The organism is Streptomyces chartreusis (genome assembly GCF_008704715.1).
GTDB classification, from domain to species: domain Bacteria; phylum Actinomycetota; class Actinomycetes; order Streptomycetales; family Streptomycetaceae; genus Streptomyces; species Streptomyces chartreusis.
Window position 1 is genome coordinate 5,568,076 of record NZ_CP023689.1, and the last position, 13,242, is coordinate 5,581,317.

General features: G+C 72.5%; 14 protein-coding genes. 11 read left to right on the forward strand and 3 right to left on the reverse strand.

Features of this window, described 5'->3' with window-relative positions; all coding sequences use genetic code 11:
• The first annotated feature begins 288 nt into the window (after positions 1–288).
• Positions 289–1,146: a helix-turn-helix domain-containing protein gene (locus tag CP983_RS24455; protein WP_030967808.1), complete on the forward strand. Its 858-nt coding sequence runs from the start codon at positions 289–291 to the stop codon at positions 1,144–1,146.
• Between the two features lie 234 nt (positions 1,147–1,380).
• Positions 1,381–1,572, forward strand: coding sequence for a DUF397 domain-containing protein (locus CP983_RS24460; RefSeq protein ID WP_030967809.1), 192 nt, complete (start codon positions 1,381–1,383; stop codon positions 1,570–1,572).
• A gap of 146 nt (positions 1,573–1,718) precedes the next feature.
• Here the strand turns inward: CP983_RS24460 and CP983_RS24465 are convergent, their stop codons facing one another.
• From CP983_RS24465 to CP983_RS24475, 3 genes are all read right to left on the reverse strand, one after another.
• Positions 1,719–2,588, reverse strand: a complete 870-nt coding sequence (locus tag CP983_RS24465; protein ID WP_107905933.1) for a MerR family transcriptional regulator — start codon at positions 2,586–2,588, stop codon at positions 1,719–1,721.
• A gap of 66 nt (positions 2,589–2,654) precedes the next feature.
• Positions 2,655–3,164: a glutathione peroxidase gene (locus tag CP983_RS24470; protein ID WP_150501793.1), complete on the reverse strand. Its 510-nt coding sequence runs from the start codon at positions 3,162–3,164 to the stop codon at positions 2,655–2,657.
• Between the two features lie 80 nt (positions 3,165–3,244).
• Complete coding sequence (locus CP983_RS24475) at positions 3,245–4,207, reverse strand: ArsR/SmtB family transcription factor (protein ID WP_150501795.1); 963 nt, start codon at positions 4,205–4,207, stop codon at positions 3,245–3,247.
• Between the two features lie 198 nt (positions 4,208–4,405).
• Here CP983_RS24475 and CP983_RS24480 point away from each other — a divergent pair, with 198 nt between their 5' ends.
• The 9 genes from CP983_RS24480 to CP983_RS24520 all read left to right on the forward strand — a co-directional run bounded on the left by CP983_RS24480 (position 4,406) and on the right by CP983_RS24520 (position 13,102).
• Positions 4,406–5,599, forward strand: a complete 1,194-nt coding sequence (locus CP983_RS24480) for an MFS transporter (RefSeq protein ID WP_107905930.1) — start codon at positions 4,406–4,408, stop codon at positions 5,597–5,599.
• Between the two features lie 93 nt (positions 5,600–5,692).
• Complete coding sequence (locus CP983_RS24485; protein ID WP_107905929.1) at positions 5,693–6,625, forward strand: 3-oxoacyl-[acyl-carrier-protein] synthase III C-terminal domain-containing protein; 933 nt, start codon at positions 5,693–5,695, stop codon at positions 6,623–6,625.
• A 31-nt stretch (positions 6,626–6,656) separates the two neighbouring features.
• The gene (locus CP983_RS24490) at positions 6,657–8,054 is read left to right on the forward strand and encodes a preATP grasp domain-containing protein (RefSeq protein WP_150501797.1); all 1,398 of its coding nucleotides are present in this window, start codon (positions 6,657–6,659) and stop codon (positions 8,052–8,054) included.
• Positions 8,055–8,056: 2 nt separating this feature from the next.
• Entirely contained in the window at positions 8,057–9,355 is a 1,299-nt protein-coding gene (locus tag CP983_RS24495) for a type III PLP-dependent enzyme (protein ID WP_150501799.1), read from the forward strand.
• Positions 9,356–9,378: 23 nt separating this feature from the next.
• Complete coding sequence (locus tag CP983_RS24500; protein ID WP_107905926.1) at positions 9,379–9,660, forward strand: acyl carrier protein; 282 nt, start codon at positions 9,379–9,381, stop codon at positions 9,658–9,660.
• 2 nt (positions 9,661–9,662) lie between these two features.
• Positions 9,663–10,592, forward strand: a complete 930-nt coding sequence (locus tag CP983_RS24505) for a hypothetical protein (protein WP_189748773.1) — start codon at positions 9,663–9,665, stop codon at positions 10,590–10,592.
• A complete protein-coding gene (locus CP983_RS24510) occupies positions 10,567–11,226 on the forward strand; it encodes a hypothetical protein (protein WP_150501800.1) in 660 nt (219 codons plus the stop codon). Before CP983_RS24505 ends, CP983_RS24510 begins: the two co-directional genes overlap by 26 nt.
• Positions 11,223–12,383, forward strand: coding sequence for an acyl-CoA dehydrogenase family protein (locus CP983_RS24515; protein ID WP_150501802.1), 1,161 nt, complete (start codon positions 11,223–11,225; stop codon positions 12,381–12,383). Before CP983_RS24510 ends, CP983_RS24515 begins: the two co-directional genes overlap by 4 nt.
• Entirely contained in the window at positions 12,380–13,102 is a 723-nt protein-coding gene (locus CP983_RS24520; protein WP_150501804.1) for a 4'-phosphopantetheinyl transferase family protein, read from the forward strand. The genes CP983_RS24515 and CP983_RS24520 overlap by 4 nt, the downstream gene beginning before the upstream one ends.
• Positions 13,103–13,242 lie beyond the last annotated feature (140 nt).

A 13,242-nucleotide genomic window follows, 5' to 3' on the forward strand; every position in this document is an offset into this window, starting at 1 on the left:
CACCACGCACGCGAAGTGCAGCGCCGCACCGCAGTCCCCAGGACCGGTTCGGGAGCCGCCGGCCCGCGCGGGGCGACGGGACCGTACGTCCGCACATCCGCACCTCCGGATGGCGGACCACGGTCCCGCCGCCCCGCGCGGCCGCATGTGCGGGGATCCTGGCGAACTGGCGTGTATCCAGCGCATATCCACCGTTTCCCAGCGGTAGTAAGCACCTTGGTGGCAGTCTGCTCAACAGCAGATACACAAAGTGGTAATTACAGGCAGGCAGCCGGAGGTGCACGTCCCGTGGCGTCCAATGTCAATCCCACCGTCAGGCGACGCCGGCTGGGCCAGGAGCTGCGCCGGCTCCGCGAGCTCAAGGGCATGACGGCCGAGGAAGTCGCCGAGCGGCTGCTGGTGTCGCAGTCGAAGATCAGCCGGCTGGAGAACGGGCGGCGCAGTATCAGCCAGCGCGACGTCCGCGACCTGTGCGGGGTCTACGAGGTGGAGGACCACCGGATCGTGGACTCGCTGATGCAGATGGCCAAGGATTCGCGCCAGCAAGGGTGGTGGCACTCCTTCGGCGACATTCCCTACAGCGTCTACATCGGCCTGGAGACGGACGCCGCGAGCCTGCGCGTGTACGACCCGCAGGTCGTCCCGGGGCTGTTGCAGACCAAGCAGTACGCCGAGGCACTGATCGCCGGGGCGCTGCCGGAGACGGCGCAGGCGGAGATCGAGAAGCGGGTCCAGGTGCGCATGCGCCGACAGGAACGAATCTCCACCGAGGAGAACCCGCTGCGGCTGTGGACCGTCCTGGACGAGGCCGCCCTGCGCCGCGTGGTCGGCAACCGCTCGCTGATGCGGGACCAGTTGGAGCAGCTCGTCGAGCAGAGCCAGCTGCCGCACGTCACCGTGCAGGTCATCCCCTTCGACATGGGAGCGCACCCGGGCCTCAACGGGCAGTACGCCATCCTGGAGTTCCCGGACGCGGCCGACTCCAGCGTCGTCTACATCGAGGGCGTCACCAGCGACCTGTACCTGGAGAAGGCGAACGACGTCCAGAAGTACAGCGTGATGTACGAGCACCTGCGGGCGCAGGCCCTGAACGTGGACCAGTCACGGCAGTTCATCGCGGACATCGCCAAGGAGTACGCGCGCTGAAACGCCCGTCCCGACCGGAGAAGAGCCGTACGGTACACCGTCTCCCGGCCGGGATGGAAGACTCCAATGGAATATGCCACCCACCCGAGTGAATAGTCGCTTCGTCAGCGGATGTTGGCGAGTAGCGTCGATCACGCCACCGAGCAACAAGGTTGGCGTGAATCGTCCTGCGGGATCCGGTCCGGACGCGCAGGACGGTGACAGCAACTCAACATCTGGTAATTCGGAGCGAACATGGCAATTCGTCAGGGTGCCACGGACACGTGGACCAAGTCCTCGTACTCGACAGGTAACGGCGCGTGCGTCGAGGTCAAGTCGCCGGTCGTAGCGGCCATGGCCGTGCGGGACTCCAAGGTGCCCGAGGGCCCCGTCCTGGCGTTCCCCGCGACCGCGTGGAACACCTTCGTGGCGTCGGTCAAGGCGTAAGGGGCGGGGCTGTCTGAACCCGCACCTTCCACCGACCGACGACCGACAACTGCACAAGCATCACAAGAGCCCTCTCGACCAGCTCGCCGTCCTTGCCGAGAGGGCTCGGCTGTGCCCCGGTGGGCCGGCCTTCGCCGGCCCCGGGATCACTTCACCGGGAACGCCACGTCGCACACCGGATCCTGTGCCCCCGCCGCGTCCCAGTCCGCGAAGTAGACCTCACGGCACGGGCCCGCCTGTTCCAGGCCCGCACCCTCGATCCACTCCTCCACCGCCTCGAACGCGGCGAGGATCTGCGGATGCGCCACCTGGGCCTTGGTGATCCGGGTGTAGGCCAGCCGCTGGGCGGGCCGCACGCTCACCTTCGTCTCCCGGCCACGGCCGTGCTGCTCGGCCCACGCCCGCGCCGCCGCTTCGTCGGCGACCGGCACGCACGACTCGGCCGGGCCGTCGCTCTCCGTCGACACCTCGGCGTGGTAGACCACGAACGGCGGGGCCGTGACACCGCCGCACTCGCGGGCCGCCGCCTCCAGCCGGCCCAGCGACGCCCCGATCCAGGCCGGAAGCTCGCCCGCCAGCACATGCCGGGCCTCGCTGATCACCACCTGCTCGGGCACGTCCACCGTCTCGATCACGAACTTGCCGTACATCTCGGAGCTCCTCCCCGACAGCCGTCCACGGAGGTACTCGGCGAGGGTCCGCTGTCCTGCCACCCGGGCCTCCACGTCCGCCCAGTACGCGGCGAGCCGGTCGGCGGCCGAAGCCCCGTCCGGGGCCTCCACGACCTCCGCGATCCGGGCGAGCGGCATGTCCAGCTGGCGCAGCAGCGCCACCAGACGGGCCCGCTCGACCTGCTCGGCGCGGTAGTAGCGGTAGCCGCTGGTCTCGTCGACCTGTGCGGGCGGCAGCAGCCCCAGGCGGTCGTAGAGCCGCAGGGCCTTGGCCGAGAGCCGGGCCCGCGCGGCGAACGCGCCGATGGTGAGCAGTTCGTCGTCCACGGCCTCATCCTCCGTCACCGGGCGGCTGATCCGCCCGGTGACAAGGAGGCTCGACCCTGCCCCAGGGGCAAGGTCAACGGCCGCTCAGGCCAGCTGGCCCTCGACCGCCGCCACCAGCTCGGCGGCCTCCGGCTCGGTCCGCGGCGAGAAGCGGGCGACGACGGTGCCGTCGCGGCCGATCAGGAACTTCTCGAAGTTCCAGCGGATGTCGCCGGTGTGGCCCTCGGCGTCGGCGAAGCCCACGAGGCGCTCGTACAGCGCGTGCCGGCCCTCCCCGTTCACCTCGACCTTCTCGGTCATCGGGAAGGTCACGCCGTACGTCGCCGAGCAGAACTCCGCGATCTCGTCGGCGGTGCCGGGCTCCTGGCCCATGAACTGGTTGCAGGGCACCCCGAGCACGGTGAAGCCGCGCTCCGCGTAGCGCTCCTGGAGCTTCTCCAGGCCGTTGTACTGGGGGGGCAGGCCGCACTTGGACGCCACGTTCACGATGAGGACCGCCTGGCCGGCGTACTGGGCGAGGTCGGCGGTGCCGCCGGTGAGGGCGTCGATGTCCACGTCGAGGGGCGAGTTTTCGTTGGTGTCTGCAGTCGTCATGAGGCGGATGCTAACTCCGGACGGTGAGGCCGTAGGAAACTGCGGGTTCGGCGGGGCTGGTCGCGCAGTTCCCCGCGCCCCTAAAGGGGCGCGTCCACCAGCACGTCTCCTGCCGCTGTTCTGGAATACAGCATGGAACGCCCGGCTCGGCGGCGCTCTACGAGCCCGGCGTCCCGCAGCACCCGCAGATGACGCCCCACGGAGCCCAGGCCCTGCCCGGTCACGGCGACGAGCTGGGTCGTACTGAGGGGGGAACCCAGGAGCACGAGCACCTCCGCGCGTGCCGAGCCGAGCAGCGCCCCGAGGCCGGCCGGCGCGCGCCGGGCGCCGGGGTCCGTCAGGGCGCCCGTGCAGGCGTAGACCAGGGCGTAGCGGTCGGGTTCCTCCCAGGAGACCCAGCCGGTCCTCGGGGTGACCGGCATGAAGACGAGCTCGGCGCCGGAGATCTCGCGGGGCGGGTACTCGCCGAGGTTCACCTGGAGGCGGTTGTCGCCGAGCCAGCGGGTCTGGCCCGGTCGCAGGGAGTCGAGCACCGCCGCCCAGCCGCCCTGGCTCACCCGTGCGGTCCGGGCGGCGACGTCCGCCTCCAGGATCCGGCGGCGGCGGTCCCAGTACGGCCGTACCGCACGGGTCCAGACGTGTTCGAGGAGCGCGGCGGCACGGTCGGGAAGGTCGTCGCGGTCCAGTACGGCGGGCAGGGGGCCGGCGAGGGAGACGGTGAGGTGGGCGCGTGCCGCGGCGGGGTCGGCCGAGCGGACCCGGGCGACGACCTCCTCGAAGGTCTCCCCGTCCTTGGGGGTGGGGGCGATGAAGTCGGCGATCCAGGCCCGGCCGAGCGCGGCGCGCACCAGCTGTGCGGTCGTGGGGTCGGCGGCGAGGCGGGCGCGGTAGGCGGGCAGATGATCGCGGAGCCAGGCCCGCTCGCCGGGGTGCGCGGGGGTGCCCGCGTGCAGCAGCTTCAGGCTCGCGAAGGTCTCGGCGAAGGGGGAGAGGACGAAACGGCTGCGGACGAGGGTGTCCGCGTTGAGCTGCCACCACCCCATGAGCCCCCCTCGCGGTGTCGTCGCCGCTGCGCGGGACAGGTGTGTCCTCGCGGCCCTGCGGCACGGGTGCTTCTGCGGCCCGCGGCACCGGCGCTTTCGCGGCCCCGTGCCCCCGATCCTTCGCGGCCCCGCGCACCCGTGCTTTCGCGTCCGCGCGAAACAATACGGCCCCCGCGCGCACCCCCGCAGACTCCGCGCATGCGCAGCTACCGCGAGCTCTTCCGCACTCCCGAGTTCACCCCGTTCTTCCTCGCCTCGGCGGCCCAGGGGGCTGCCCTGACGATCGGCGGGCTGGCGCTGGCCACGCTGGTCTACCGGGCCACGGACTCGCCGCTGCTGTCGGCGGTGAGCATGTTCGGGCCGCAGCTCGCGCAGATGCTCGGGGCGACCTTCCTCCTGTCGGGCGCCGACCGGCTGCCCCCGCGGGCCGCGCTGAGCAGCATCAGCCTCGCCTTCGCCGGCTGCACCGCCGTGCTCGCGCTGCCGGGGCTGCCGGTCGGGGCGGTCTTCGGCGTCGTCTTCCTCCAGGGGCTGATCGCCTCGCTGGGCGGGGGAGTGACCGGGGGTCTGCTGAACGAGATCCTGCCCAAGGACGGCTTCGTGCTGGGCCGCTCGGTGTTCAACATGGTGTTCGGGCTGGTGCAGGTCGTCGGCTTCGCGACGGGCGGCGCGCTGCTGGCGGTGCTCTCCCCGCGTACCTGTCTGCTGCTGTCGGCGGCGCTGTACGCCACCGCGTCCGTCGTCCTGCGGCTCGGCCTGTCGGCCCGTCCGCCGCGCTCCTCGGGCCGCCCGTCCGTCTCGGCGACCTGGCGCACCAACGCCCTCCTGTGGTCCTCACGGCCCCGCCGCCTCACCTACCTGGGCATGTGGCTCCCCAACGGCCTGATCGTCGGCTGTGAATCCCTCTACGTCTCCTACGACCCCGGTGCCGCCGGCGTCCTGTTCTCCTCCGCCGCGCTGGGCATGTTCGTCGGCGATCTGAGCGTCGGCCGCTTCGTGCCGCCCGCCCTGCGCCCGCGCCTGCCCGTCCCGCTGCTGCTGTTGCTGGCCGCGCCGTACCTCCTCTTCGCGCTGCGGCCGGGCCTGCCGTGGGCCGCGCTGATCGTGTGCGTCGCCTCCGTCGGCTTCGGCGCGACCCTGGCCCAGCAGGAGCGGCTGATGGCCCTCACGCCCGACGAACTCGCGGGCCACGCCCTCGGGTTGCGCGGCGCGGGGATGCTCACCATGCAGGGCGTCGGCGCGGCCCTCGCTGGCACGGTGGCCCAACTGACCTCGCCCGGAGCGGCGATGACGGCCATGGCGGCCACTTCGCTGGCCGTGACGCTGACCCTGGCGGCGGCCGGTCGCCGCCAGGTGCGGGACGCCGGGCCGGTGGCCGCCGCCCGGGAGTGACGGCCGCTTTGGGGCGACCGCGGCGCCGGTGAGCGGCGCCCCGGTCAGCGCAGCGTCAGCTGGGCGTCAGCGGGGGCCGCGAATGTTGTGGGTATGACGTCCATCGTCGCGGTCTCCAGCAGTCTGCCCGACACCATTCCGATCGCCCGGTTCCAGCACGAACTCGGGCTGACCGACGTGCAGTTGAGGCGCTACCAGCGCTTCTACGGCCTGTCCGAGGTCTGCCGCGCCCCGGAGGCCGGCGAGACCGAGCTGCTGCTGCGCGCCACCGCCAAGCTCGCCGAGCTGCGCGGTCAGGAACAGCGAGTGAAGTACGTCCTCCAGGCGCGGACCATGCCCTCGCCGCTGCCCTACCCGCTGACGTCCCTCGCCCCGCTCCAGGCCGAGCTGGGCCTGGAGCACGCGAGCGGGTTCGTGGTCTCGCACCACGCCTGCGCCTCGGGCCTGCTCGCCCTCGACATGGCGGGCACACTGCTCGCCGCCGACCCCGACCCGGACGCCCTCGCCCTGGTCCTCACCGGCGAGAAGACCGGCACCGGCAAGACGCAGTCCATCCCGGACGTCACGGTGATGGGCGAGGGCACCGCCGCGTTCCTCGTCAGCGCCGACCGCACCGGCCGCGACCGGATGCTCGGCTACGCCGCCCGCACCCACACCCGGTTCGGCGCCGACTTCATCATGGGCGAGGCCGCCGCCAAGGACTTCCAGGACCTGTACGGGCCGGGCCTGACCGAGGTGATCGGCGCCGCCCTGGACGAGGCGGGCTGCGCCCTCGACGAGCTGGCGCTGGTGCTGCCGCACAACGTCAACCGGCTGTCGTGGATCGGCGTCTGCAAGGCGCTCGGGCTGCCCCTGGAGAAGGTCTTCCTGGACCTGGTCGGGCACACCGGGCACTGCTTCTGCGCCGACCCCTTCATCAACCTCCAGCGGGCCACGGAGCTGGGCCGGCTGCGCCCCGGCGACCGCTACCTGATGACCAGCGTGGGGCTCGGGGCGACCTTCGCGGCGATGGTCCTCGAGCACTGACCACCACATGAGAATGACGAGGTCGACACAGATGCAACCACCGTCCTCCGGCTTCACCAGGCGCCTGAAGCGCGCGGTCACACCGGCCGCCGACACCCCCCTGGTGTTCCTGGGCAACTTCGAGGTCGAGAACCAGTGGGCGCTCGGCGAACCCGCGCTGCCCCGGGTCGGCGCGCACGCCGGCAGCGCCGTCGTCAACCGCATGGACGAGTTCGCGCTGCTGCTCGGCGGCAAGGACGACCACGTCGTCCTCAAGACGCCCCTCGACGACGGCTACCGCGCCTACCTGGAGGGCCTGGGCCTCGCCCTGCCCACCGTGCACGTGGTGGCCGGGCAGGACCCGCGCCGCACGGTCAGCGAGGACGCCCTCGCCGACCCGGAGCTGCTGCGCACCCTGTCCGCGCTGGCCGCCGACGGCGCCCGGCTGACCGCGCACGGCATCTCCACCGTGGAGGAGGAGCTGGCCGAGCGCACGGGCCTGGCCCTCGCCGCGCCGGACGCCGCCACCTGCAAGCGGGTCAACAGCAAGGTCTACAGCCGCCGCCTCGCCGACGAGCTCGGCATCCGGCAGGCACGCGGCTGGGCCTGCGAGACCCTGGAGGAGCTGGCGGCGGCCGTCGCCGCGGCGGGCGAGCTGCTCGCCGCCGGACGCAAGGTCGTCGTCAAGGACGCCTTCGGGGTGTCCGGCAAGGGCATCGTCGTCCTCGACAGCGACAAGCGGCTCGCACGGCTGCACCGGATGGCCGTCACCCAGGCCGAGCGCGCGGCGGGCGAGGGCGGCACGGTGCGCACCGCGCTGGTCATCGAGGAGTGGGTCGCCAAGCGGGCCGACCTCAACTACCAGTTCACGGTGGGCCGGGACGGCTCCGTGCACTTCGACTTCGTCAAGGAGCTGCTCACCGAGAACGGCGTCCACAAGGGCCACCGCATGCCCGCCCGGCTCACCGAGCGCCAGGTCGCCGAGATCGCCGCCACCGCCGATCTGCTGGGCGAACGCCTCGCCGCCGACGGCTACTTCGGGGTGGTCGGCGTCGACGCCATGATCGACCCGGACGACGGTCTCTACCCGGTCGTGGAGATCAACGCCCGCAACAACATGTCGACGTACCAGAGCGTCGTCCACGAGGGCCTCGCCGGACCCGAAGAGGTCGCCGTCGCCCGCCACTTCACCGTACGGCTCACGCGGCCGCTGCCCTTCGCCGAGCTGCGCGAGGTCCTCGACGGGCTGCTGCTGACCGAGCGCGGCCCGCGCCCGCGGGGCCTGTTCGTCAACAACTACGCCACGGTGAACGCCGCAGCCGCCGACGCCGGCGCGGACGGCTTCGAGGGCCGGCTCTACGGCGTCCTCGTGGCCGCGTCCGACGCCGAGGTCGCCGCCCTCGACACCGACATCACCCGCCGCCTCGCGGCCCACACGGATCGGAGCTGAACGTGAGCCTCGCCTACGAGGTGCAGGGCCTCGGCATCACCGAACTCGCCGAGCAGTACGGCACGCCCCTCTACCTGTACGACGGTGCGGAGATCACCACCCGCTTCCAGGGCCTGCGCGGGCGTCTGCACCCGTCGCTGGAGGTCTTCTACTCGCTGAAGGCCAACCCGAACATCTCCGTCTGCGCGCTGCTGCACCGTTGCGGCGCCCGCGCCGAGGTGTCCTCGCTGACCGAGCTGGTCACGGCCCGCCGCGCCGGCGTCGACCCGCGGGACATCATCTTCCTCGGCCCCGGCAAGTCCCGTACCGAGCTGGCCGCCTGCCTCGACGAGGACATCCACGCGATCGTGTGCGAGTCCCTCGACGAGCTCGCCCTCATCGACGAGGTGGCGCGGGAGAAGTTCGTCACCGCGCGGGTCGCGCTGCGCGTCAACCCGTCCTTCTCCGTGAAGGGTTCGGGTCTGACGATGGGCGGCAAGCCCCGCCAGTTCGGCATCGACGAGGAGCAGCTGCTCGCCGAGGGCCCGGAGCTCGCCTCCCGCTACCCGGCCGTACGCCTGATGGGCGTCCAGGTCTACCTGGGCACGCGCATCCTCGGCGAGGACACCGTCGTGGAGAACACCCGGCGCATCCTGGACCTCGCCGAGCGTGTCTCGGGGCACCTCGGCTTCCCGCTGGAGACCGTCGACGTCGGCGGCGGTCTCGGCATCGCCTACTTCGACAACGAGAAGGACCTCGACCTCGACGAGCTCGCCGCCGGGCTCAACCCGGTCGTGGACGCCTTCGCCGTACGGCACCCCGACACCCGCATGATCATGGAGCTGGGCCGGTTCCTGGTGGCCGCTTCCGGCACCTATGTGACCCGGGTGCGCTACACGAAGCAGTCGATGGGCGAGAACTTCGCGGTCACCGACGGCGGCACCAACCACCACATGGCCGCGGTCGGCATCGGCTCCTACGTCAAGCGGAACTTCCCCATCGCCGCCCTGGAGCGCCTCGACGCGCCGGCCACCGAGTCCTGGCACATCACCGGCCCGCTGTGCACGCCGAACGACGTCGTCGGCAAGAAGGTGCCCATGCCGCCGCTGGAGGCCGGCGAACTCATCGGCGTGCAGCGCTCCGGCGCCTACGGGCCGACCGCCTCGCCCGTGCACTTCCTCAGCCACGGCTACCCGGCGGAGGTCCTCGTCCTGGACGGACGGGCGCACCTGATCCGCGAGCGCGACGACGTCGAGGTGATGCTCGGCCGGCAGCGGCTGTACGACGCGCCGGGCGCCGACGACCACCGAACCCAGAACTGACCGAACCAGCAAGGAGAACCGGCATGACCGAGAACACCGCAGTCGTGGACACCGCCGAGCGCGCGCGCTTCGTGGACGCCGTCCGCAAGGGCCTGAGCGAGGTCCTGAACAAGGACGTCTCCGGCGCCGACGAGGGCGTGCGCCTCTTCGACGAGCTGGGGCTCGACTCCAGCAGCGCGCTGGAGCTGCTCATCACCATCGAGGAGATCCTCGACGTGCAGTTCGACGCCGAGGACCTGGAGATGACGCACTTCGAGACGGTGGGCTCGCTCGCCGACTTCGTCGCGGCGGAAGCGGGCGCCTGAGCATGTTCCGCACGGCAGCGCCCGTACGGCACCCGGGGGCGGCGGGCGACGGGCCCGAGGGCTCCGGTCCGTCGGCCGTGCCCCGGCTGGTGCGGGCGGCCCAATATGCGCCGACCGCCCCGGCGTCCGGCTATGTGCCGGTGCCCGAGCTGGAGCAGTTCTACGCGGAGCTGGGCGCCCCCCACGGGCTGCCCTTCGCACGCGAGCGGTACGCCGCCTCGCCCCGGCGCACCTCCGTGGAGCTGGCGTTCGGCGCGCTGGACGCACTGGGCGAACTGCCCGAGGACCGGGCGCCGGAGCTGGTCGTTGTCGCCTACGCCACGCCCGACTTCATCCACGCCGAGCTGGTCGCTTCGTGCGTGAAGGGGCGGCTGCCGGGCTCGCCCCTCGCCTTCGCGCTGTCCGACCAGGGGCCGCTGACCGGGTTCAGCGCCCTGCGGGTCGGCGTGGAGTACGCCCGGCGCTGCGGCTTCACCCGGCTGCTGCTGCTGGTCGTGGACCAGAGCACGCAGCCGTTCGCGGTGCCGGACGAGGCGGCCGCGCACACCGACTCGGCGGTGGCCCTGCTGCTGGACTGGGAGGGCGGCGCGGCCCCGGTCCGGGGCATGGCGCAGGGGCCGCTGTCGGCGCCCGGCCTGTTCGCGGGGTGGGACCCGGCGGCCGCGGTCGTGGCGGGCACGGGGCTCGCCGGCGCCGACTGCGAACTGCCCTCGCACGGGGGCCCGTCGGTGACCGCCGGGCCCGGACTGCCGTGCACGGGCGTCTGGACGGCGCTGCTGGACGCGGTGGCCCGGGGGATCACCGGGCCGGTGGTCGTGGCCGACCACGACCCGGTACGCGGGCTGCTGGCGCACTGCGCGCTCGACTGCGCCGCGGAACTTCTGACACGGGGGAATGGGGAGACCGATGACGGTTCCGGCCGAGGTGCGTGAGCACTGCCTTCAGGCGCGCGGCAACGCGCGCACGGACGGGCTGGTGCCCGCGCTGACGCTGCTGACGCGGGCCCTGTCGCCCAAGGTGCCACCGCGCGGGCCGCGCGGGCACGCCGTACTGCCGAAGGAACTGCTCGACGAGTTCGCGGCGATGGAGGCCGAGGACGCCGGCCGCGACGAACGCCACGACGACGTGCCGGTGCCCGGTCTCGCCGTGCTGCGGCCCGGCGGGGAGCAGGGCGCGGCCGAGGCGCCGGACGGGCCCGACGCGCACACCTGGGGCACGGGCCTCGCCTGGCTGCGGCTCGGCATGTCCGAGCGGCTGCGGGAGGCGTGCATCGCCTATCTCGCGGCCCGGCAGGTCGAGGGCACCTCGCTGCTGATGCAGCAGATGGTCAAGGGCACCCTCGCCGACGTACTGATCGACCATCTGGAGATCGAGGGCGTCCTGGAGGAGCTCACCGAGGGCCCCGACGGCGACCGAGTCCTGGAGCGGCTCCAGCAGCAGATCACCCGCGCCGACCGCACCCTGCTGCGCCTCCTGGGCGCCCACGGCTTCACCGCGGACGGCCCCGGACCCACGGCCCACGCCTCGGAGCTGCTCGCCGACGTGTACCGCGGGGAGGACACGTGATCAGCCTCCCCGCCCCGCTCGTCACCACCCAGGAGCACGTACGGCGCTGGGCCGGTGACCTGCGGGCGCACGCCCTCGAACTCGACGCGGACCCCGAGGCGATCCGCCGCCACCTCGATCTGCCCGCCGTGCGCTTCCTGGCCGGACACGAGGTGCCGCCCGACTGGCAGCGGGCGAACGACGCGGCGGGCGCGGGCCCCGCACACGGGCTGCCCACGCTCGAACGGGTGCTGGTCAGCGAGGAGTTGGCCCGGGGAGACGCGGGGATGATGCTCGCCTCGCCGGGCGCCTCCATGTGCGGGGCGCTGCTCGGCGTCCTCGGCAGCCAGGAACAGCGCAACTGGGTGTACGGCAGGCTCGCCGAGCGTCCGCGCTGGACCTGCTTCGCCCTCACCGAACCCGAACGCGGCTCCGCCATCGGCGAGATGACCGCCACCCTCACCCCGGACGGTGACGGCGGCTATCTCCTCGACGGCGAGAAGCGGTACGTCGGCAACGCCGCCCGCGCCGACGTCGGCGCCGTCTTCGCCCGCGTCGCCGGGACCGAACGGCTCGGGGTGCTGGCCGTCCTGGTGGACACCGCCGACCCCGGCTTCCGGGCCGAACCGCTGCCCACCGTGGGGCTGCGCGGGGCACAGCTCACCCACATCACGCTGGAGCGGGTGCGGGTGCCCGCCGAGCGGGTGCTCGGGGCGCATCTGCCGCCGACCCGGCGCGGCATGTGGAGCATCGTCGCCGTCTTCAACCAGCTGCGCCCCAGCGTCGCCGCCATCGCCCTGGGCATCGCCCGCGCCGCCCACGACTACGTCGCCGAACACCGGCGGCTGCTGCGCGGACGCGAGCGCGAGACGTACGAGGAACTCGGCCACCGCATCGACGCGGCCCGGCTGCTGACGTACCGGGCCGCCCTCGCCGTGGACCGGCGCCCCGCCGCCGGGCACCTCGCGTCGGCCGCCAAGGCCCGCGCCTGCGAGCTCGCCGAGGACGTGACCCTCGCCGCGCTCGGCCTCCTCGGCCCCGGCGCCCGGCTGGACCATCCGCTGCTGGAGAAGCTGGCCAGGGACGCCCGGGGCGTGGAGTTCATGGAAGGCACACGCAACATCCAGAAACTCAATCTCTTCCAGGGGCTGCACACCGGAAAGGTGGGCCGGCCGTGAGCGCGGAGGCCGAGGTGTGGCACATTCCGCTTTCCGCCGAACCGGAACCGGAGGGCGGCCCTTCCACTCTTGAGGACCTCCTGGACGACAACGAGAGATCCCGGGCCCGGATGGGGAAACTCCCCGGAATGCGGCGCCGTTTCGTACGGGCGCACGCCGCTGCCCGGATCATCCTCGGCGGCCGCCTCGGACAGCCACCGGACACCGTGCGCTTCACCCGCGGACGCTGGGGCAAGCCCGCGGTCGAGGGCGCGCGCGGGCTGCACTTCAGCCTGTCCCACTCGGGGGAGCTGGCGCTGCTCGCGCTGGCACCCAGACCCGTCGGCGTGGATGTGGAACTGGCCCGCGCCGACCTCGACTTCACGCGGCTGGCCAGGCGTTTCTTCCCGGAAGCGGAACGCGGTTCGGTGGCGCGCGGCGGCCGGGACACCTTCGTGCGGCTGTGGACCCGCAAGGAGGCGTGCGTGAAGGCGGCGGGCGGCCGGCTCACCCAGGGCATGGGCCTGCCGGTGGCGCACACCGCGCCCCAGGCCGTCGTACGGGATCCGGCGGGGGAACTCGAAGGTCCCTGGCGGGTCGCGGACCTGGCGCTGCCCGACGGATATGCGGGCGCCGTCGCCCTGTTCGGCGGCGATCCCTTTTCCGTGTCATCGCGGATGTGGTATGACATGCCGCCGGAAGAATCCGACGCCATGTCGGCCACCCGGGGTGTCAAGTAGAAGAAACTCCCCCTCGAATCGGAGTACTTGTACCCGTGATCGCGCGCCGGGCCGTCAGTAGATTTTGTTCAGGCAAGAGCGCGCGGTAATCACCACCGGCCGGAATTTCGAACCCAGGCGCGTGTCCGTGATCCCGGGCA

What these genes read in the sequence shown, in the direction of transcription:
- CP983_RS24460 (WP_030967809.1), top strand. Translation starts at nt 1,381, where the DNA reads ATGGCAATTCGTCAGGGTGCCACGGACACGTGGACCAAGTCCTCGTAC.
- CP983_RS24470 (WP_150501793.1), bottom strand. Translation starts at nt 3,164, where the DNA reads ATGACGACTGCAGACACCAACGAAAACTCGCCCCTCGACGTGGACATC.
- CP983_RS24475 (WP_150501795.1), bottom strand. Translation starts at nt 4,207, where the DNA reads ATGGGGTGGTGGCAGCTCAACGCGGACACCCTCGTCCGCAGCCGTTTC.
- CP983_RS24480 (WP_107905930.1), top strand. Translation starts at nt 4,406, where the DNA reads ATGCGCAGCTACCGCGAGCTCTTCCGCACTCCCGAGTTCACCCCGTTC.
- CP983_RS24485 (WP_107905929.1), top strand. Translation starts at nt 5,693, where the DNA reads ATGACGTCCATCGTCGCGGTCTCCAGCAGTCTGCCCGACACCATTCCG.
- CP983_RS24490 (WP_150501797.1), top strand. Translation starts at nt 6,657, where the DNA reads ATGCAACCACCGTCCTCCGGCTTCACCAGGCGCCTGAAGCGCGCGGTC.
- CP983_RS24500 (WP_107905926.1), top strand. Translation starts at nt 9,379, where the DNA reads ATGACCGAGAACACCGCAGTCGTGGACACCGCCGAGCGCGCGCGCTTC.
- CP983_RS24505 (WP_189748773.1), top strand. Translation starts at nt 9,663, where the DNA reads ATGTTCCGCACGGCAGCGCCCGTACGGCACCCGGGGGCGGCGGGCGAC.
- CP983_RS24510 (WP_150501800.1), top strand. Translation starts at nt 10,567, where the DNA reads ATGACGGTTCCGGCCGAGGTGCGTGAGCACTGCCTTCAGGCGCGCGGC.